This is a genomic window from Arthrobacter sp. YAF34 (genome assembly GCF_052113245.1).
Taxonomy (GTDB): Bacteria; Actinomycetota; Actinomycetes; order Actinomycetales; family Micrococcaceae; genus Arthrobacter.
The window spans coordinates 378,356-396,311 of the sequence record NZ_JBFRCV010000001.1; the positions used below are offsets into that span (position 1 = coordinate 378,356).

Consider the following 17,956-nt stretch of genomic DNA (forward strand, 5'->3'; position numbering starts at 1 on the left):
TGTCCCCCCGGCGCCACGCCGGACTCAGCTGCGGTCGATCCGGATCTTCGTGGTGGTTTCCGTTGGAGCCACTACGGGAGCCGGCGCGCGAACTTCCAGGACGCCGTCCTTGTAGGTGGCGGTGATGTCTTGTTCCTTCACGCCGGCAGGCAGCGCAATGCTGCGCATGGACGAGCCGTAACGGAATTCCGAGCGGTAGCCGGTCTTGCTCTTGTGCTCGGACTTTTCTTCACGCTGCACCGCAATGTTCAGCATGCCCTCGCTGACAGAGACGTCGACGTCCCTTTCGGGCTCGATGCCGGGCACTTCCGCCCGGACCACCAGGGTGGTGCCCTCCTGGAACTGTTCGATCTTGATGCTGGGCGCCATAGTCAGGTCGCCGTCCAGGAAGCGGCGGACCGGCTCCAGCATGTCCGAGGGCGTCCACTTGCTGAGATCACTCATGATGTTCCTCCTGCGTCCACGCCCCGGCCACGGCATGGTCAGGGGCTGTGAGCCCATTACACGCTTGCGGCGCACGGGCGCCAAGGGCAAAAAGGCCTAGCGTGGCGGACTTCCGGGCCCGTTTCCGGGCCGCCCCCGCGGACCCGGGCCGGCAGCCGACGACGACGGATGACGCCGTCGTCCGCTCGGTCCCGCGGGGCTGAAGGGTCCGACGTCGTCCGCCCGGCCTGCCGTCCTGCGCTCTGACCCGCGGGGCTGAGGTGGCTGGGGCTAGTGACCCATGCCGAGGCCGCCGTCGACCGGGATGACCGCGCCGGAGATGTAGGACGCCTCGTCGCTGGCGATCCAGCGCACGACGTTGGCGACCTCGGACGCCTCGGCGAAGCGCCCGGCGGGGACCTTGGTCAGGTAGTCCTTCTGCGTGGCTTCGGGCAGTTCCGCCGTCATGTCCGTGTTGATAAAGCCGGGCGCCACCACGTTCGCGGTGATCCCGCGCCCGCCGAGCTCGCGGGTGAGCGACCGCGCGATGCCCACCAGGCCGGCCTTCGAGGCGGAGTAGTTGATCTGGCCCGGCGCGCCGTACAAGCCGGACACCGAGGAAATCAGCACCACGCGGCCCTTGCGGGCCCGGATCATGCCCTTGGACGCGCGCTTGATGACGCGGAAGGCACCCGTGAGGTTCGTGTCGATCACCGACGTGAAGTCGTCCTCGCTCATGCGCATCAGGAGGGTGTCCTTGGTGATGCCGGCGTTGGCGACCAGCACTTCCACCGGGCCGTGGGCGGCTTCGACTTCCGTGAACGCGGCGTCGACCGACGCTTCGTCGGTGACGTCCGCCTTGACACCGAGGATGCCCTCGGGCAGCGGAGATTCGCTGCGGAAGGTGACCGCCACTTTGTCGCCGTTGGCCAGGAAGGACTCGGCGATGGCCAGCCCGATCCCGCGGTTTCCGCCGGTGATCAGAACGCTGCGGCCGGTGGTGGGTGTCTCAGACATAGGGGGCTCCGGGTTTCTGCGGCAGGGACGGCCGCGCTGGGGGGGGCTGGATTTTTCCTGCCTCCGATCTTAGCGTCCGGCGCGCACCCGTTTGGGCGGCTCCGCCGATGGTGAGAGAATCGGAGTAAGCCTTGGGAGCGTGATCTGACAGCCGTGACACTCAAAAACCGACCCGGTGTTCCTGTGCCCGGGAGGCCGGACGCCGAGTCCGGCGACAGCGAGGTGCACAGCATCACGGACGCCGCTGCTGCGCATTCGGATGAGATGCGCCAGCGGATGATCAAGTACGCCATCGCGATGGGCATCCGCATGGTCTGCCTGATCCTGATTTTTGTGGTGGACGGCTGGTTCAAACTCATCCCGGTCCTTGGTGCGGTGTTCCTGCCATGGGTGGCCGTCGTTATCGCCAACGGCAGCGACAAGGCGGAAGTGCACAGTGACTCCCTCCTGGATTACGCGCCGCTCACAGAGCTGGACGCTCCGGCGCCCGCGGGAACGGCCGGGCCGCCCGAGGCGGCCGCAGAGAACGCCGCTGATGACGCCGCGGCGACGTTGCTGCAAGGCGAGCTGATCGATGACGAGAATGACGACGACAACCACGGACGGGCAGCTTCATGAATCTCTTTGACTTGGCCGGGAACGGCGGCGACGCCGCAGCCTCCGGCACCGTCTGCTCGCGGAAGGCCTGCCGCGCCGTGGCGGAATGGCAGCTCCTGTGGAACAACCCCAAAATCCACACCCCTGAACGGCGCAAGATCTGGCTGGCATGCGGTGAGCACCGCGCCTGGCTTGAGGACTACCTGCAGACCCGCGGGTTATGGAAAGAAAGCCTGCCGCTCCAGGAGAGCCCGCACCACGAGACCGCGCCCCTCGACCCGTCAGGCAGGATCGGCTGAATGTACCGTTTCCTCTTCTCCAGTAAGTGGCTGGGGTACTTGTTGCTGGCCGCGATTTTCGCCGCCGGCTGCGTGGGCCTGGGCCGGTGGCAGATGGACCGTCGGGCCGAAACCCTCGCGGAAATCAACCGGGTGGTCTCGAATTACTCGGCCACCCCGGTGCCCTTCGCCCAAGTCCGGGACCAGTTCATCCGCCTCGATACGGAGCGTGAGTGGACGCAGGTGGAACTGAAGGGCAGCTACGACGCCGCCGGTCAACGGATCGTCCGCAACCGCCCCCTGAACGGCCAGCCCGGCTACGAGGTGGTGGTCCCGTTCAAGCTCGATTCCGGCGACACCGTGGTGATTGACCGCGGCTGGCTGCCCATCGGCAACAACACCCCGGGCCGGCCCGACTCCGTGCCGGCACCGCCTCAGGGACCAACAACCGTCGTTGCCCGCCTCAAGCCGGCCGAGCCCGCGCTTCAGCGCGGCGCCCCCGACGGCCAGCTCGCCTCGATCGACCTCTCCGCGTATGCCACCCAGCTCGGCTATCCGCTCCTGACAGGTGCGTACGGGCAGCTCGCCTCCGAATCACCCTCCGTGTCCAACATGCCCTTCCCGTTCCCCAAGCCGTCCACCGATGAGGGCACCCACCTCTCCTACTCCCTGCAGTGGTTCGCCTTCGGCGTGCTGATGTTCGTCGGGTTTGGCTACGCGGCCCGGCAGCAGGCACGCAACGCAGCCATTGATGCGGAGGACGCCGAGGCCGAGGCGGCCGACGGCGTGTTCCTGCACTCGAGCGGCCCGGCGGTGCGCCGTCGTCCTGCTCCCCGCAAGCGCAAGAACGCCACGGCGGAGGAAGAGGAAGACGCCATCTTGGACGCGCAGGGATTCTGACCGATGATCCCGGAGAGCCTTCCCGCACCTGTGGCCAACGTGAAGCGCGTGCTCACAGCCCTGGGCGCCCGGGACACCGTGACGGTGTTCGATTCGACAGTCCCGACGGCGGCCGCCGCAGCCGACGTGCTGGGCTGCGACGTCGCGGCAATCACCAACAGCCTGGTGTTCGACGTTGAGGGCGCGCCGTTGCTTATCCTCGCGAGCGGCTCGGCCAAGGTGGACGTCCGCAAAGTCGCCGCGCAACTGGGGACCGGGAAGATTCGCCGGGCCACCCCCGAGTTCGTCCTGGAACACACCGGCCAGGAAGTTGGCGGCGTAGCACCGGTCGGCCATCCGGAAAGGATCCGGACCCTGTTGGACGAGTCCCTGGCGGCCCACCCCGTGCTGTGGGCCGGGGCAGGCGACCACAACTCGATGTTCTCCATCGGCTACGAGGACCTGCAGCGCATCACGGGCGCCGAAGAGATGCCCGTCCGTTAATCCAACTGACTCGCAGCAGGGGCCGTTTTGAGTGCTCAAAACGGCCCCTGCTGCGAGTTAGTTGGGTGACCTACGCCAGCGTGATGAGGTCCAGGTAGTCTTCGTTCCAGTGGTCCTCGATGCCGTCGGGAAGCAGGACGACGCGCTCCGGGTTGAGCGCCTCAACGGCGCCCTCATCGTGGCTGACCAGCACGACGGCGCCGGTGTAGTTGCTCAGGGCGCCCAGGATTTCGGCGCGGCTGGCCGGGTCCAGGTTGTTGGTGGGCTCGTCCAGGAGCAGCACGTTCGCACTCGAGGCCACGATGGTGGCCAGCGCCAGGCGCGTCTTTTCGCCGCCGGAGAGGACACCGGCGGGTTTGTCGACGTCGTCACCCGAGAACAGGAATGAGCCCAGGATGTTGCGTACTTCCGCATCGTTCATGTCCGGGGCGGACGAGCGCATGTTCTGCAGGACGGTGCGGTCCACGTCGAGCGTCTCGTGCTCCTGGGCGTAGTAGCCCACTTTCAGGCCGTGGCCGGCGACGACTTCGCCGGTATCGGGCCTGTCCACACCGGCGAGCATCCGCAGCAGGGTGGTCTTGCCGGCGCCGTTCAGGCCCAGGATGACCACCTTCGAACCGCGGTCGATCGAGAGATCGACGTCGGTGAAAATTTCCAGCGAGCCGTAGGACTTGCTGAGGCCGTCCGCAGTCAGCGGGGTCTTGCCGCACGGTGACGGATCCGGGAAGCGCAGGGCTGCCACGCGATCGGTCGCGCGGACGGCTTCCAAACCGCCCAGCAGACGTTCGGCGCGCTTGGCCATGTTCTGCGCGGCCACGGCCTTGGTGGCCTTGGCGCGCATCTTGTTGGCCTGGTCGATAAGGACCTGAGCCTTCTTCTCCGCGTTGGCCCGCTCCCGCTTGCGGGCGCGCTCGTCCGTTTCGCGCTGGGTGAGGTAGCGCTTCCAGTCCATGTTGTAGAAGTCGATCCGGGCGCGGTTGGGATCCAGCAGGAAGACCTTGTTCACGGTGGCTTCGAGCAGTTCGGTGTCGTGGCTGATGACAATCAGGCCGCCCTGGTGGTTCTTCAGGAACTCACGGAGCCAGGAGATCGAATCGGCGTCGAGGTGGTTGGTGGGCTCATCGAGGAGCATGGTTTCGGCGTCCGAGTAGAGGATGCGGGCCAGCTCCACGCGGCGTCGCTGGCCGCCGGACAGGGTCTTCAGCGGCTGGTTGAGCAGCCGGTCCGGCAGGGCGAGGTTCGAGCAGATCGCCGCGGCCTCGGCCTCGGCAGCGTAGCCGCCGGCGGCCAGGAATTCCGATTCCAGCCGGTCATAGCGGTTCATCGCTTTCTGCTGGACGGCGGGGTCCTCGCTGGCCATCTCTTCGTGGGCCACGCGGAGTTTGCCGACGGCGATGTCCAGGCCGCGGACGGACAGGATCCGGTCCCGGGCGAGCTGTTCCATGTCCGGGGTGCGCGGATCCTGCGGCAGGTAGCCGATCTCCCCGCTGCGGGTCACCTTCCCCGCGGCAGGCAGGCCTTCGCCCGCGAGTACGCGGGTCAGTGTGGTCTTGCCTGCACCGTTACGGCCGACCAGGCCGATCTTGTCTCCCTTGTCGATCCGGAAGCTCACCTGGTCCATGAGGAGGCGGGCGCCGGCGCGCAGTTCGAGATCCTGGACGGTAATCAATGCAGCTAAGGCCTTTCACAACAGGGAATGCCGCGGCACAACGGGTGGAGTCTTGGCGGGGCCGGGGCAGGGCGGTGCGAGAGCACGGCCTCTACAAGTCTACCGGCACCGCCCCGGCCCCACGACATGGACTCATATGGCAGCAGCCAGTCGTCAGCGGGAGCCCCGGCCTCGGTCATTGGCGGCGCCCTCCAGCATCCGGGGCGGCGCTTAGTAGGGCATCTACAAAAAACTCGACGCGCCGCAACCGTACAGTCGAAATCACTAGTCCGCTTTCCACCGCAGCACTCGACAGGAACACCATGACGCAGACCGACCTTCCCGCCACAGTCCGGGCCCCGCGCCGCCGGAGCCGCTGGAACGCCACCGATCTTGGCCTGATCGCCGTTTTTGCCGCCCTGGTGGCCGGTTCCGCCCTGATCGCCGCCATTCCCGTCGGCGGTCTCGGCGTTCCCATCACGCTTCAGACCCTGGCCGTCATGCTGACGGGTCTGGCTCTCGGCCCGGGGCGGGCCTTCGCCGCCGTCGGCCTCTACCTGCTGCTGGGCTTCGCGGGTCTGCCGATCTTCAGCGGCGGGCGCAGCGGACTGGGCGTCCTCGCGGGCCCCTCCGCCGGCTACATCGTCGGTTTCCTGCTGGCCGCCACCGCGGTGGGCTGGTTGACCGCCGTCGTGCTCCGGCGCACCGCGCACCGCACCGGCAAGCTGCGTGCCGTGCTGCTGTTCGCCGCCGCCATGGCGAGCAGCATCGTCTTCATCCACGGCCTTGGCATCCTGGGCATGATGGTTAACGCCAAGCTGGACTTCTCCAAGGCGTTCCTTGCGGACCTCGTGTTCTACCCCGGCGACATCATCAAGAACGTCCTGGCCGTCAGCTTCGCCCTGGCCCTGCACAAGGCCTTCCCGGATCTGCTGCTCCGCCGCGTCCGGACGGCTGACGCCCGGCCGTGAGCACCATTGAACTGGACCGCGTGACGGTGCGGGTGACGGTCGACGGCCGCCCCGCACCCAAAACGCTGCTCCAGCAGCTCTCGGTGGAACTCCCGGAACGGCGCATCGGGGTCATCGGCGCCAACGGCTCCGGCAAGTCCACCCTCCTCCGGCTCCTCAACGGGCTGGTGGCGCCGAGCGAGGGCACGGTCCGGGTGGACGGCGCCGATACCGTGCGGGCCGTGCGCGAGGTCCGCCGCCGTGTGGGCTTCGTCTTCACGGATCCGCTCTCCCAGCTCGTCATGCCCACCGGACGCGAGGACGTGGAACTGTCCCTGCGCCGCTCCATCCGCAACACCGCGCAACGCCGGTCCCGCGCGGAGTCCGTCCTGGAACGGTTCGGGCTCCTGGCCCTGGCGGACCAAAGCATCTACGAACTCTCCGGTGGCGAACGCCAGCTCCTGGCGCTGGCCGCCGTCCTGGCCGTCGACCCGGAGGTGCTGGTCCTGGACGAGCCGTCCACGCTGCTGGACCTCCGCAACCGCGAACTCCTGCGCCGCACGCTCGCCGGGCTCCGCCAGCAGGTCATCTTGTCCACCCACGACCTCGAACTCGCCCAGGACATGGACCGCGTCCTGGTGGTGGACTCCGGGAGGATCGTGTTCGACGGCGGCCCGGCCGCCGCCGTCGCGCACTACCGTGCCCTGAGCGCCGCCGGTCTGCCTGCACATGGCGGAGGACTGTACGGCGGGGGCGCCGGCGGTCCTCATGCGGGCCGGCCGGAGCGGGCACGGCTGGAGCAGCCGTGAGCGGCCATGGGTTTCTCCTGGCCGCTTACGTGCCGGGCTCGTCCCTGATCCACCGGGCGCCGCTGTGGCTGAAGTTCCTGCTGGTCGTTGGATGCGGCATGACGTCGTTCCTGATCGAAGACTGGGCCGTGTCAGCCGCCATGCTGGCGCTGCTGTGCGGGCTGTTCCTGCTCAGCGGTGCCGGCCCGGCCCGGCTGTTTCGCGCGGTGCGCCCGGTCCTCCCGGTGCTTGTGGCGATCGGTCTCTTCCAGTGGTGGCAGCTGGGCGCACCGACCGCCGCCCGGATCGTGCTCAACGTCCTGGTCTGCGTTGTCGCCGCCTCAATCCTGACCGCCACCACCCCGGTGCAGGCGCTCCTCGACGGCGTGGCATCCCTGGCCCGGCCGTTCCGGCGTCTCGGTGCGGACCCCGAGCGCTTCGCCCTGACGATTGCCATCATGCTCCGCAGCATCCCGTTCGTTGCCGAGGCGTTTTCGCATGTGCGCGACTCCGCGCGGGCCCGCGGGTTCGATCGCAACCCTAGGGCGCTTGTGCTGCCTGTGATCATCACCACGGTCGCCTTCGCCCGGCAGACCGGCGAGGCCCTCGCCGCCCGAGGACTGGGCGAACCCGAGGACGCGGACGACTAGTCACCGCTTGCCGCACCCGCGGTGACGCCCGTCCCGGTGGACATGCCCTCCCCTGGCCGCAGCCGATGGACATATAGCCACCATGTCCTGTTTTCGTGCCCAGGACTGGACATGTCCTCTCCCGGCGGCCCTCGGTGTACGCCTCTTGGATACTCGTCCGCCGGACATGCCCTCCTCTGACCGCAGCCGATGGACATAAAGCCATCATGTGCAGCCCTCGCGCCCAGGACTGGACGTGTCCGGGCTGGGGTCCAGGCCAGGGCACGTCGGGTAGCCGGCGAGGGGCATGTACCATACCGGGGTCCAAGGCAGGGCATGTCCGGTAGCCGGCGAGGGGGCATGTCCCGTCACGGCAGGAGCCACGGGACATATGCCCGCTATGTCCGCCAGCCGCGGCGAAGAATGAGCATGTCCCCCGGGGGTGATGGCCTGTTTATTGGTGGCCTGTTATTGGTGGCCTGTCATTGGTGGTCTGCTAGGCGAGGCGGCGGTAGGCGAAGAGCGCGGCCGTGCCCATGCCGCCTGCGATGCTGATCATTGCCAATGCCAGCTGGTCCTGCTCCCCGGACCTGCGTGCCTGTGCCAGCAGCCGGGTGACCAGGACCGCGCCGGAGGCCCCGTACGCGTGCCCGAGCGCCAGGGCACCCCCGTCGAGGTTCGCGCGCTCCGGATCGATCCCCAGCCGGTCGAAACAGGCCAGCGTCTGCGCCGCGAATGCCTCGTTGAATTCCACCAGGCCCACGTCCGCCGCCGTCAAGCCGTGCGCGCCCAGGAGCCGTTCGGCCGCCGCGGCGGCGCCGATGCCCAGCAGCTGCGGCGCCACCCCGGCCGTGTCCGTTCCCAGCACCAGCAGCCCGTCCGAGGCGCCCAGCTGCCGGGCCCGTTCCACTGATGTGACGACGACGGCGGCGGCCCCGTCCGCGTCGAAGCACGAGTTCCCCGCCGTCACGGTGCCGCCGCTGGCAAACACGGGCGCGAACCGGGCCATCAGGGCAGGTCCGAGGCTGGCCCGCGGACCGTCGTCGGCTTCAACGCAGGTCCCGGACCCTGCAGCGAGCGGGACGAGTTCGGCGTCGAACCGCCCGGCGGCGGCTGCGGCCAGGGCCCGGTGGTGGCTCCGCAGCGCGAACGCGTCCTGCCGTTCGCGGCTGACCTGGTCGTGGACGGCGACGTTCTCCGCGGCGACGCCCATGTCCGGATCGCCGAGGCTGAGGGGGGCGAACTGGGCCCGGCTGTAGTACTCGGCGGTGCCGTCGTCGTTGCGGTGGGCCCGGAGCGGGGCCGTGCTGATGCTCTCCACGCCGCCGGCCAGGTAGACGCCGTTGCCGCCCGCCGCGACCAGCCGCGCGGCCAGGACGATTGCGTCCAGACCCGAGCCGCATTGCCGGTCCACCGTGACGCCGGGTACGGTGACGGGCAGGCCAGCCTCCAGCGCCGCCAGCCGGGCCACGTTCCCGCCGCCGCCCACGGCGTTGCCGATCACGACGTCGGCCACGAACTCCGGGACAAGTCCCGGCCCGGAATCGGCGAGCAGGCTGCGGAGCACCGGGGCCAGGAGCTCGTGGGCGCGCAGCCTCTTCAGGGCGCCATTGGCGCGGCAGAGCGGCGTCCGGCGCGCGGCGATAATGACCGGCTGCCGGTCCGCCGGCAGCAGCCCGGCGACCACTGCCGGGGACGCCGGCACCGGCGCAGCCGACCCCGGGCCGCGGTCCGCCGCCCGCTCAGCCAAGGCGCCGGATCCGGGGGTCGTTCCGGTCCACCCAGTCGAGGAGCAGTTGCCGGCTGATCTTGCCCCGGTCCGTGAGGGGCAGCTCCGCCAGCGCAAAGTACTCGAGCGGGCGCTTGTTGCGTGCCAGGACGTCCTCGATGCCCGACTTCAGGTGGGTGGCGGTGACCGCCCCGTGCGCGGGGACCACGCCGGCCACCACGCGCTGGCCGCGGACATCGTCGGTCCTGCCGGCAGCCACGGCCGCCGCGACGCCCGGGACAGATGCCAGCGCCATTTCGACCTCGTGCGGGTAGACGTTCGTGCCGGCGGTGATGATCATGTCGGAGCGGCGGCCCAGCATGTGCAGGGTCCCGCCCGAGACGTACCCCTGGTCCCCCACGGTGTACCAGCCGTCGAAACACCGCAGGGCCTGTCCGTCATCACCCCACAGGTAACCATTGCTGACCATGCCGCTGCGGACGCAGATGTTGCCGTCGCTGCCGTCCGGGAGTTCGGCCCCGCGGTCATCCAGGATGCGGATGTCGACGCCGGGAAAGGGCTGCCCGATGCCGGTCCCGCCCGGCTCGGCGGCCTCGCCCGGACGCAGCCCGGCGCCCGAGACGAAGCTGAGCTCCGAGGCGCCGTAGTACTCGAAAATGGTGGCGTGGGGGGCCCAGCGCCGGGCCGCCTCCAGCGTGCGCGCATCCAGCTTGGAGCCGGCGCAGACGATGCTGCTGATGCCGGAGGCATCGACCCCGCCGGCCAGCCCGCGCTCACTGAGCAGCCGGAGCATGGTGGGGACCAGGACAAGCCGGGTAATGCCGTCGTGGCTGACGGCGGCGTGCGCGGCGCCGACGTCGAAGTGGTCCAGGGTGTGGAATTCTGCGCCGGCGTACAGGCATTCGGCGAGGGCATAGAGGTTCAGGCTGGCCGCGAGCGGTCCGGGGGCCAGGATCCTGTCGTCCCGGGTCAGTCCGAAGAATTCGATGGAGGCCTCGAACGACTCCTGCCAGGACCGCCGCGAGCGGGTGAACGCCTTGGGGACCGAGGTGGTGCCCGAGGTCAGGCCGATCAGGAAGGAGGCACCGGGCGGTCCGTCAACAAAATCCGTCCCCAGTTCCGTTCCCGGCCCAAGATCCGGCCCTGCCGGCGGCCCCGGCGCCGGGGGGATGCCCGCGATGCGGTCCGTGATCGCGTGCTCCAGCTGCCTGGGCCAGGCCGGATCCAGCACGGCGCACTGGCGCACGCCCGCAACTGCGGCCGCGAATGCCACGGCGAACCGGGTTGAGTTGTGTTCCGACAGGACGGTGATGGCGGGCGCCGCCGGCACCAGTGCCGCCGCCTGGTCACGCAGGCGGCCCCAGCTGAGGCGCTCTCCGGCCACGACGACGGCAGTTTCGTCGGGACGGTCATCCGCCCAGCGCTGGAGTCTGTCGAGAAATGGCATCGCACCAACTTTACCGTCGCCGGACGGCCCGGCCGCCTGTGCGCGATATTGTGACTGCATGAGCTTCAATGACAACGCCCCGCTGGATCCGTCGCAGGTCCAGGACCGCCGAGGGATGGGCCGCGGCCCCATGATCGGCGGCGGGATCGGCGGCGGCATCATCCTGCTGCTCGCGGCCCTGTTCGGCATCAACCCCAGCCTCCTCGAGGGCCTGGCCGGCGCCACCCAGGACCCCCAGTCCCAGAGCCAGGGTTCCGCCCCCGCCTGCAAGACCGGTGCCGACGCCGATGCTCGCCTCGACTGCCGGATCACCGGCACGGTCAACAGCCTGAACGCCTTCTGGCCTGCCTACCTGGCCCAATACAACACCAAATACCCGCGGCCCAAGGCCGTGATCTTCACCAGGGCAACCAACACCGGCTGCGGGGCCGCTACCTCCGACGTCGGACCGTTCTACTGCCCCGTCGACACCACCGCGTACTTCGACCCAGGCTTCTTCCAGGAACTCGTGGACCGGTTCGGCTCCTCCGGCGGCCCGCTGGCCCAGGAATACGTGGTCGCCCACGAATTCGGCCATCACATCCAGAACCTGCTGGGCGACCTCGACCGGGCGCAACAAGACCCCCAGGGCCCGCGTTCCGGGGGCGTCCGGGTAGAGCTGCAGGCGGACTGCTACGCAGGGCTGTGGGCCCACTACGCGACGACGCAGCCGGACCCCAAGACGGGCCAGCCCTATCTGGAGAAGTTCACCAACCAGGACGTACAGGATGCGCTGTCAGCCGCCTCGGCGGTGGGCGACGACCGCATCCAGAAGGCCGCCACGGGCCGCGTGTCGCCTGAGGCGTGGACCCACGGGTCCAGTGCGCAGCGGCAGAAATGGTTTTACCAGGGCTACACCAGCGGAGACCTCAAAAAGTGCGATACCTTCGCGGTGGCAACGCCCTGACGTGCTGCTGATCCTTAACGGCGCGTCGTCCCGGCCCGTGCCGGAGTTTCCACGTAGGTGAGGAATCCGGCGTGGCCAAGGTGCCGGTGTTTGGGGTGCCAGACCGGCCGGTACAGGTGCCCGAACGGGTCCGTTACCCGGACGGTGTCCAGCCGTTCGTTTCCGGCCAGGAGGCGGTCGACGTCGGCCAGTGCATTGCGCCGCGTCGATAGCCCGTCGATTTCCAGGCCCCACAGCCCGAGTTCGGCATCGGTTCCGCGTTCGAGCTGCAGCGTCTCGAAGAGTCCGGCCACGAGGCCGGCCAGCCCGGACGCGTCGGCGCGCTGCAGCCGGTGCCGTTCGGGGTGCACCTCGCGGGCATCGGCCAGCGCCTGCCGAAGCCAGTGGAACTCCACCGGTCCCAGCGGCGGGCCCATCCGCAGGTGGCGGTTCTCGTCCAGCTCCAGCCGGTAGGTCTGGGCGCTGCGGTCAAGGATGCAGGGCGCCTCGCCGACGTATTCAAGATCGGCCAGGAGCGCACCCCGGGAGCCGTAGTAGGAAAACTCGCCGCTGTCCTCGACGACGACGAAGTCCCCGCCGGCGCCGGCCGGCGCGGGCGTCAGTCCGGCCGTGCCGCCGTCATCCGGCCGCGGTGCGGGGGTGGCATCCATGTCCGCTGTGTCTCCCGTCGAAGGGGGGTCCGGCCGGTCGTCAGGGACAGCGGCGGACCTGATGTCTTTATCAGACCACCGCGGCGGCATTAAGGGAACACAACAACGACGCCGGCCCCACCTTTGTCAGGTGGGGCCGGCGTCGTGCAAAGCCCGGGCTGGGCCCGTCCGTGCGTGGGATCTAGATGTTGAAGCCGAGGGCGCGCATCTGGTCGCGGCCGTCTTCGGTGATCCGCTCCGGACCCCACGGCGGCATCCATACCCAGTTGAGCCGCCAGTCGTCCACAATGCCGTCCAGGGCCTTGCCGACCTGCTCCTCGATGACATCGGTGAGCGGGCAGGCGGCCGTGGTGAGCGTCATGTCGATCAGCAGGGCGCCGTCGGCGTCTGAGTACTTCAGACCGTAGAGCAGGCCAAGGTCTACGATGTTGACCCCGAGTTCAGGGTCGATCACATCCTTGAGTGCCTCTTCGACATCCTCGAGGCCCGTGCGGGCCACATTGAGTTCGGTCATCGTGAAGTCCTAACTAGGCCTGGGCTGCCGCGTCTGCGGCAGCGATGGTGGCCGCCCCTGCGCCGGTGGCGTAGCGGTCGTAGCCTTCTTCTTCGAGGCGGTCCGCGAGCTCCGGGCCGCCCTCTTCGACAACCTGGCCGTCAACGAACACGTGCACGAATTCCGGCTTGATGTAGCGCAGGATCCGGGTGTAGTGCGTGATGAGCAGGGTGCCCATGTTGCCTTCGGCGTGGGCGCGGTTGACGCCCTCGGAGACAACCTTCAGTGCATCGACGTCGAGGCCGGAGTCGGTCTCGTCGAGGATGGCGAACTTCGGCTTGAAGAGCTCCAGCTGGAGGATCTCCACGCGCTTCTTCTCGCCGCCGGAGAAGCCTTCGTTAACGTTGCGCTGGGTGAAGTCGGCATCGATGCGCAGCTGGGCCATGGCGGCCTTGACGTCCTTCGTCCACGTCCGCAGCTTCGGTGCCTCTCCGTCGATGGCCGTCTTGGCGGTGCGCAGGAAGTTCGTCATGCTCACGCCGGGAACCTCGACGGGGTACTGCATGGCCAGGAACAGGCCGGCGCGGGCCCGCTCGTCGACGCTCATCGCGAGGACATCTTCGCCGTCGAGCGTGATCGAACCCGAGGTCACGTTGTAGCGCGGGTGCCCGGCGATGGTGGACGCGAGGGTGGACTTGCCGGAGCCGTTCGGGCCCATGATGGCGTGCGTTTCGCCGGTCCTGATGGTCAGGCTGACGCCCTTCAGGATTTCCTTGGTGCCCTGCTCGGTGTCAATGCTGACGTGCAGGTCCTTGATCTCAAGAGTAGACATGTGCCTTGTTCTCCTCTGCACCGTGCCCTCCGGCCCGGTGCGGTTTCTTGTCGATAAGTAGTTGTTGTGCAGGTTGCCGGCTGCGGGCAGCTAGCTGAAGTTCGGGGCCTCGGCGCCGTTCAGGACATTCGTGAAGTCAACATAGACCTCGTCATCCACGACAGTCACGGCAAAGACGGGAACAGGATCATAGGCCGGCAGCTGGAGCGGCTCGCCGCTGCGCAGGTCGAACTGGGAACCGTGGCCCCAGCACTCGATCTTGCATCCTTCCACCTCTCCTTCGGAGAGCGAGATGTCCGCGTGCGAGCAGGTGTCGCCGATGGCGTGGATCTCCCCCATGGAGTCCTTCACGATCGCGACGGGAAAGTCGTCGATCAGGATCCGCAGCGCCTGCTTGAGTTGGATCTCACTGGCGTTGCAGACGAGCTCGCCCTTGGGCTGTTCAGTCATTGCTGTATTCCGTGTTCTCTAGTCCTGCGCACTAGTGGTTCGTTGCCGCGAGTTCGCGCTCGACAGCGTCCGTGAGGCGCTCTTCGATGGCCGGAACCTTGATCTGCTGGATGATCTCGTTCAGGAAGCCGCGGACCACCAGGCGGCGGGCCACCTCTTCCGGGATGCCGCGGGCCATCAGGTAGAACAGGTGCTGGTCGTCAAACCGTCCGGTGGCGCTGGCGTGGCCGGCGCCGGCGATCAGGCCGGTCTCGATCTCCAGGTTTGGCACGGAGTCCGCGCGGGCGCCGTCGGTCAGGACCAGGTTGCGGTTGGCCTCGTAGGTGTCAGTGCCCTCGGCCTCCTTGCGGATCAGGACGTCACCCACCCACACGGCGTGCGCGTTGCGGCCCTGGAGGGCACCCTTGTACAGCACGTTCGACTTGCAGTTGGCCACCGCGTGGTCCACGAACAGGCGCTGCTCGAGGTGCTGGCCGGCGTCGGCGAAGTACAGGCCGCACAGTTCCACTTCCGCGCCGGGGGCGGTGAAGCGTGCCGAGGGCGTGACGCGGACCAGGTCGCCGCCGAGGCTGACAACGATGTGTTTGAACTTGGCGTCGCGGCCGATCTTCGCCTGCTGGGAGGAGGCGTGAACGGCGTCGTCGTTCCATTCCTGGAGCGAGATGACGGTCAACTGCGCGCCGTCCTCAACGAGGATTTCGATGTTTTCCGAGACGACGGCGGTGCCCTGGTGGTCCAGGACGACGACGGACTTGGAGAACTTTTCCGCGATGATCACGATGTGCTGCGCGGACGCCTCGGTGCCCTGGCCGGTGAGGAGGACACTGACCTCGCCGTCCACCTGGACCTCGGACGGGACGGTGATGACGGTGGCCTCGGCGAAGTTCTCCCAGGCGTTGGCGGAGACGCGGTCCTCGGGAATGGCGGCGGAGCCAATCCGGCGGTCCTCACGGCCCACCGTCTCCACCGTCACGCTGTCCGGAGCCGTGACGCTCACGGCCGGCGCAGCACCATTGAGAACCTCGGTGTGCAGGCCGCGGAGGCGCTTGAGCGGGGTGAACCGCCAGTCCTCCTCCATGCCGGTCAGCGGCTTGAAGTCTGCCAGCTTGTAGGACGTGAGGCGTCCGGCGCGTGAGCTGTCCGGAATGCCGACGCCGCCACCGTGGGAGTGGCGCTTGACGGCCTCGCCGGCCAGCGGGGACTTGGACTCCGCGGCGTTCAGCGGTGAGAGGCTTTCGCCTTCCTCGGTGAAACCGTTGATGAACGGCTGGGCTGAGGGCGCGCCGATGCGGGCCTTTTCAGTAGTGATGTCAGTCATTAACCGACCGATCCTTCCATCTGCAGTTCAATCAGGCGGTTCAGCTCGAGGGCGTATTCCATCGGCAGTTCGCGGGCAATCGGCTCGATGAAGCCGCGGACGATCATCGCCATGGCCTCGTCTTCGCGCATGCCGCGGGACATCAGGTAGAACAGCTGTTCTTCGCTGACGCGCGAGACCGTGGCCTCGTGGCCCATGGTGACGTCGTCTTCGCGGATGTCGATGTACGGGTAGGTGTCCGAGCGGCTGATCGTGTCCACCAGGAGGGCGTCACAACGGACCGTGTTGGCCGAGTGCTTGGCGCCTTCGCGGACCTGGACCAGGCCCCGGTAGGCGGCGCGGCCGCCGCCGCGGGCCACCGACTTGGAAACAATCGAGCTCTTGGTGTTGGGCGCGATGTGGACCATCTTGGAGCCGGTGTCCTGGTGCTGGCCTTCGCCGGCGAATGCGATGGACAGGGTCTCACCCTTGGCACCTTCACCGACGAGGTAGACGGCCGGGTACTTCATGGTGACCTTGGAGCCGATGTTGCCATCGATCCACTCCATGGTGGCGCCCTCTTCGCAGATGGCGCGCTTGGTGACCAGGTTGTACACGTTCGTGGACCAGTTCTGGATGGTCGTGTAGCGGACGCGGGCGCCCTTCTTCACGATGATCTCCACGACGGCGGAGTGCAGCGAGTCCGAGGTATAGATCGGCGCGGTGCAGCCTTCGATGTAGTGGACGTAAGAGTCCTCGTCGGCGATGATCAGGGTGCGCTCGAACTGGCCCATGTTTTCCGTGTTGATACGGAAGTAGGCCTGCAGCGGGATGTCCACGTGGACGCCCTTGGGCACGTACACGAAGGACCCGCCGGACCAGACGGCCGTGTTGAGCGAGGCGAACTTGTTATCGCCCACCGGGATGATGGTGCCGAAGTACTCCTGGAAGATCTCCGGGTGTTCGCGCAAAGCGGTGTCGGTGTCCAGGAAGATGACGCCCTGGGCTTCGAGGTCCTCGCGGATCTGGTGGTACACCACCTCGGACTCGTACTGGGCCGCCACGCCGGAAACCAGGCGGCTGCGCTCGGCTTCCGGGATGCCCAGCTTCTCGTACGTGTTACGGATGTCCTCGGGAAGGTCCTCCCACGTGGCGGCCTGCTTCTCGGTGGACCGCACGAAGTACTTGATGTTGTCGAAGTCGATGCCGGAGAGGTCCGCACCCCAGGTGGGCATGGGCTTGCGGTCGAAGTACTTCAGGCCCTTGAGACGGAGGTCCAGCATCCATTCCGGCTCGCTCTTCTTGGCCGAGATGTCGCGGACAACGTCCTCGTCGATGCCCCGGCGGGCGTTGGCGCCGACGTCGTTCTTGTCGGCCCAGCCGTACTCGTAGGTGCCGATTCCGTGGAGCTCGGGATTCTTCTCGAGAATCTCCGAAATCACAGTAGAGTCAGCAACCTTCTTCTCTGATAGTTGGTCCGTCATCACGGCCTTTCTTGCAGATGGTTGGATACTTCGTCCGGGTTGCCCGGGGCTGCGGGACGGGGAGTCCCGACGGCCGGACGGCCCGTAGGTATGTGGGTGGTGCAGACATGGCCGCCGCGGGCGAGGGTGGACAGCCGGCGCACGTCGACGCCCACCAGCCGGGAGAAAACTTCCGTCTCCACCTCGCAGAACACCGGGAACTGGGCGGCCAGGTGCTGGATGGGGCAGTGGCCTTGGCAGAGCTGGACGCTGGAGAGCGCGGCCGGAAGCAGCGCCTTGGCTTCAATCGACTGCGCCGAGGCGACGAAGCCGTCGCGGCTTAGCGCCTCGGACAGGACCTGCGCCCGGGCCGCGATGTCCGGTCCGGCCTGCTCGATCTCGGGCGCGTAGCGGCGTTCCATGTCGGCGAACCGCTCGACGGCGAACTGCCGGACCGCCTCGGCGCCGGCCGCCTCGCCCAGGCGGCGCAACGCGACGGTGGCGATGTCGAGATAGTCGTTGCCCAGGGTCGACTGACCCTGGGAGCTGAGGACGTAGCGGCGGGCCGGGCGTCCGGCGCCGGCGCCGGCGCGGGCGGCGCGCTTGACCTCGATCACGCCGGTGCGTGAGAGGTGGTCGAGGTGGCGGCGGACGGCAGCCGGGGTGAAGCCGAGAAGGTCGCCGAGTTCGGCGGCGCTGATGGGTCCATGCTCCAGAACGGCGTTGAGGACGCGGTCACGGGTGCGTTCCTCGGCGTCTTGGGGGTGGCTGCCACCGGGGGCGGGAACGACGGCGGGAACCTCATCCGGCACGAGGGCCACGTGCGCCCGGGGCGACCCGACGCGCGCGGAACCGCGGCCGGAGCGGGCAGCGGAGGCAGCGGCACCAGGCACAGCAGCACCAGACACAAGGGGGCTCATGGAATACACAACACAA

The 17,956-nt window shown here is 68.1% G+C and carries 20 protein-coding genes; 8 read left to right on the top strand and 12 right to left on the bottom strand.

Annotated features, from left to right (window positions below; all coding sequences use genetic code 11):
* Positions 1–24 precede the first annotated feature (24 nt).
* The gene (locus AB4Y72_RS01795) at positions 25–444 is read right to left on the bottom strand and encodes an Hsp20/alpha crystallin family protein (protein WP_441424460.1); all 420 of its coding nucleotides are present in this window, start codon (positions 442–444) and stop codon (positions 25–27) included.
* A 270-nt stretch (positions 445–714) separates the two neighbouring features.
* Entirely contained in the window at positions 715–1,440 is a 726-nt protein-coding gene (locus AB4Y72_RS01800) for a beta-ketoacyl-ACP reductase (RefSeq protein ID WP_441424461.1), read from the bottom strand.
* A gap of 153 nt (positions 1,441–1,593) precedes the next feature.
* On the opposite strand from AB4Y72_RS01800, the gene AB4Y72_RS01805 reads away from it, so the two are divergent.
* The 4 genes from AB4Y72_RS01805 to AB4Y72_RS01820 are packed head-to-tail and all read left to right on the top strand — an operon-like array spanning position 1,594 to position 3,698.
* The gene (locus tag AB4Y72_RS01805; protein ID WP_441424462.1) at positions 1,594–2,058 is read left to right on the top strand and encodes a DUF3099 domain-containing protein; all 465 of its coding nucleotides are present in this window, start codon (positions 1,594–1,596) and stop codon (positions 2,056–2,058) included.
* Positions 2,055–2,336: a hypothetical protein gene (locus AB4Y72_RS01810; protein WP_441424463.1), complete on the top strand. Its 282-nt coding sequence runs from the start codon at positions 2,055–2,057 to the stop codon at positions 2,334–2,336. The genes AB4Y72_RS01805 and AB4Y72_RS01810 overlap by 4 nt, the downstream gene beginning before the upstream one ends.
* Positions 2,337–3,215 (top strand): SURF1 family cytochrome oxidase biogenesis protein, encoded by an 879-nt coding sequence (locus AB4Y72_RS01815; protein WP_441424464.1) that lies wholly within the window; start codon positions 2,337–2,339, stop codon positions 3,213–3,215.
* A gap of 3 nt (positions 3,216–3,218) precedes the next feature.
* Complete coding sequence (locus AB4Y72_RS01820) at positions 3,219–3,698, top strand: YbaK/EbsC family protein (protein WP_441424465.1); 480 nt, start codon at positions 3,219–3,221, stop codon at positions 3,696–3,698.
* A gap of 70 nt (positions 3,699–3,768) precedes the next feature.
* Here the strand turns inward: AB4Y72_RS01820 and AB4Y72_RS01825 are convergent, their stop codons facing one another.
* Complete coding sequence (locus AB4Y72_RS01825; protein WP_441424466.1) at positions 3,769–5,367, bottom strand: ABC-F family ATP-binding cassette domain-containing protein; 1,599 nt, start codon at positions 5,365–5,367, stop codon at positions 3,769–3,771.
* Positions 5,368–5,669: 302 nt separating this feature from the next.
* Between AB4Y72_RS01825 and AB4Y72_RS01830 the strand changes: the two genes are divergently transcribed.
* The 3 genes from AB4Y72_RS01830 to AB4Y72_RS01840 are packed head-to-tail and all read left to right on the top strand — an operon-like array spanning position 5,670 to position 7,734.
* Positions 5,670–6,317, top strand: coding sequence for a biotin transporter BioY (locus tag AB4Y72_RS01830; RefSeq protein WP_441424467.1), 648 nt, complete (start codon positions 5,670–5,672; stop codon positions 6,315–6,317).
* Positions 6,314–7,105, top strand: coding sequence for an energy-coupling factor ABC transporter ATP-binding protein (locus tag AB4Y72_RS01835; RefSeq protein ID WP_441424468.1), 792 nt, complete (start codon positions 6,314–6,316; stop codon positions 7,103–7,105). The genes AB4Y72_RS01830 and AB4Y72_RS01835 overlap by 4 nt, the downstream gene beginning before the upstream one ends.
* Positions 7,102–7,734: an energy-coupling factor transporter transmembrane component T family protein gene (locus tag AB4Y72_RS01840; protein ID WP_441424469.1), complete on the top strand. Its 633-nt coding sequence runs from the start codon at positions 7,102–7,104 to the stop codon at positions 7,732–7,734. The genes AB4Y72_RS01835 and AB4Y72_RS01840 overlap by 4 nt, the downstream gene beginning before the upstream one ends.
* A 475-nt stretch (positions 7,735–8,209) precedes the next feature.
* Here the strand turns inward: AB4Y72_RS01840 and AB4Y72_RS01845 are convergent, their stop codons facing one another.
* A complete protein-coding gene (locus tag AB4Y72_RS01845) occupies positions 8,210–9,400 on the bottom strand; it encodes a thiolase family protein (protein ID WP_441424578.1) in 1,191 nt (396 codons plus the stop codon).
* Between the two features lie 55 nt (positions 9,401–9,455).
* Positions 9,456–10,889: an AMP-binding protein gene (locus AB4Y72_RS01850; RefSeq protein ID WP_441424470.1), complete on the bottom strand. Its 1,434-nt coding sequence runs from the start codon at positions 10,887–10,889 to the stop codon at positions 9,456–9,458.
* 58 nt (positions 10,890–10,947) lie between these two features.
* Here AB4Y72_RS01850 and ypfJ point away from each other — a divergent pair, with 58 nt between their 5' ends.
* Positions 10,948–11,835, top strand: a complete 888-nt coding sequence (gene ypfJ / locus AB4Y72_RS01855; RefSeq protein WP_441424471.1) for a KPN_02809 family neutral zinc metallopeptidase — start codon at positions 10,948–10,950, stop codon at positions 11,833–11,835.
* A 14-nt stretch (positions 11,836–11,849) separates the two neighbouring features.
* Here ypfJ and AB4Y72_RS01860 read toward each other — a convergent pair whose 3' ends face one another.
* The 7 genes from AB4Y72_RS01860 to AB4Y72_RS01890 all read right to left on the bottom strand — a co-directional run bounded on the left by AB4Y72_RS01860 (position 11,850) and on the right by AB4Y72_RS01890 (position 17,949).
* A complete protein-coding gene (locus tag AB4Y72_RS01860; protein WP_441424472.1) occupies positions 11,850–12,485 on the bottom strand; it encodes a hypothetical protein in 636 nt (211 codons plus the stop codon).
* Positions 12,486–12,666: 181 nt separating this feature from the next.
* A complete protein-coding gene (locus AB4Y72_RS01865; protein WP_441424473.1) occupies positions 12,667–12,999 on the bottom strand; it encodes a metal-sulfur cluster assembly factor in 333 nt (110 codons plus the stop codon).
* Positions 13,000–13,012: 13 nt separating this feature from the next.
* Complete coding sequence (sufC, locus tag AB4Y72_RS01870) at positions 13,013–13,810, bottom strand: Fe-S cluster assembly ATPase SufC (RefSeq protein ID WP_120950422.1); 798 nt, start codon at positions 13,808–13,810, stop codon at positions 13,013–13,015.
* A 90-nt stretch (positions 13,811–13,900) separates the two neighbouring features.
* The gene (locus tag AB4Y72_RS01875; RefSeq protein WP_441424474.1) at positions 13,901–14,260 is read right to left on the bottom strand and encodes a non-heme iron oxygenase ferredoxin subunit; all 360 of its coding nucleotides are present in this window, start codon (positions 14,258–14,260) and stop codon (positions 13,901–13,903) included.
* 31 nt (positions 14,261–14,291) lie between these two features.
* Positions 14,292–15,578: a Fe-S cluster assembly protein SufD gene (sufD, locus tag AB4Y72_RS01880; protein WP_441424475.1), complete on the bottom strand. Its 1,287-nt coding sequence runs from the start codon at positions 15,576–15,578 to the stop codon at positions 14,292–14,294.
* On the bottom strand, positions 15,578–17,041 hold the full coding sequence (sufB, locus tag AB4Y72_RS01885) for a Fe-S cluster assembly protein SufB (RefSeq protein ID WP_441424476.1): 1,464 nt from the start codon (positions 17,039–17,041) through the stop codon (positions 15,578–15,580). Before sufB ends, sufD begins: the two co-directional genes overlap by 1 nt.
* A complete protein-coding gene (locus AB4Y72_RS01890; protein WP_441424477.1) occupies positions 17,041–17,949 on the bottom strand; it encodes a helix-turn-helix transcriptional regulator in 909 nt (302 codons plus the stop codon). The genes sufB and AB4Y72_RS01890 overlap by 1 nt, the downstream gene beginning before the upstream one ends.
* Positions 17,950–17,956 lie beyond the last annotated feature (7 nt).

What these genes read in the sequence shown, in the direction of transcription:
- sufC (WP_120950422.1), bottom strand. Translation starts at nt 13,810, where the DNA reads ATGTCTACTCTTGAGATCAAGGACCTGCACGTCAGCATTGACACCGAG.
- sufD (WP_441424475.1), bottom strand. Translation starts at nt 15,578, where the DNA reads ATGACTGACATCACTACTGAAAAGGCCCGCATCGGCGCGCCCTCAGCC.
- AB4Y72_RS01810 (WP_441424463.1), top strand. Translation starts at nt 2,055, where the DNA reads ATGAATCTCTTTGACTTGGCCGGGAACGGCGGCGACGCCGCAGCCTCC.
- AB4Y72_RS01830 (WP_441424467.1), top strand. Translation starts at nt 5,670, where the DNA reads ATGACGCAGACCGACCTTCCCGCCACAGTCCGGGCCCCGCGCCGCCGG.
- AB4Y72_RS01800 (WP_441424461.1), bottom strand. Translation starts at nt 1,440, where the DNA reads ATGTCTGAGACACCCACCACCGGCCGCAGCGTTCTGATCACCGGCGGA.
- AB4Y72_RS01875 (WP_441424474.1), bottom strand. Translation starts at nt 14,260, where the DNA reads ATGACTGAACAGCCCAAGGGCGAGCTCGTCTGCAACGCCAGTGAGATC.
- ypfJ (WP_441424471.1), top strand. Translation starts at nt 10,948, where the DNA reads ATGAGCTTCAATGACAACGCCCCGCTGGATCCGTCGCAGGTCCAGGAC.
- AB4Y72_RS01795 (WP_441424460.1), bottom strand. Translation starts at nt 444, where the DNA reads ATGAGTGATCTCAGCAAGTGGACGCCCTCGGACATGCTGGAGCCGGTC.
- AB4Y72_RS01865 (WP_441424473.1), bottom strand. Translation starts at nt 12,999, where the DNA reads ATGACCGAACTCAATGTGGCCCGCACGGGCCTCGAGGATGTCGAAGAG.
- AB4Y72_RS01820 (WP_441424465.1), top strand. Translation starts at nt 3,219, where the DNA reads ATGATCCCGGAGAGCCTTCCCGCACCTGTGGCCAACGTGAAGCGCGTG.
- AB4Y72_RS01860 (WP_441424472.1), bottom strand. Translation starts at nt 12,485, where the DNA reads ATGGATGCCACCCCCGCACCGCGGCCGGATGACGGCGGCACGGCCGGA.
- sufB (WP_441424476.1), bottom strand. Translation starts at nt 17,041, where the DNA reads ATGACGGACCAACTATCAGAGAAGAAGGTTGCTGACTCTACTGTGATT.
- AB4Y72_RS01850 (WP_441424470.1), bottom strand. Translation starts at nt 10,889, where the DNA reads ATGCCATTTCTCGACAGACTCCAGCGCTGGGCGGATGACCGTCCCGAC.
- AB4Y72_RS01815 (WP_441424464.1), top strand. Translation starts at nt 2,337, where the DNA reads ATGTACCGTTTCCTCTTCTCCAGTAAGTGGCTGGGGTACTTGTTGCTG.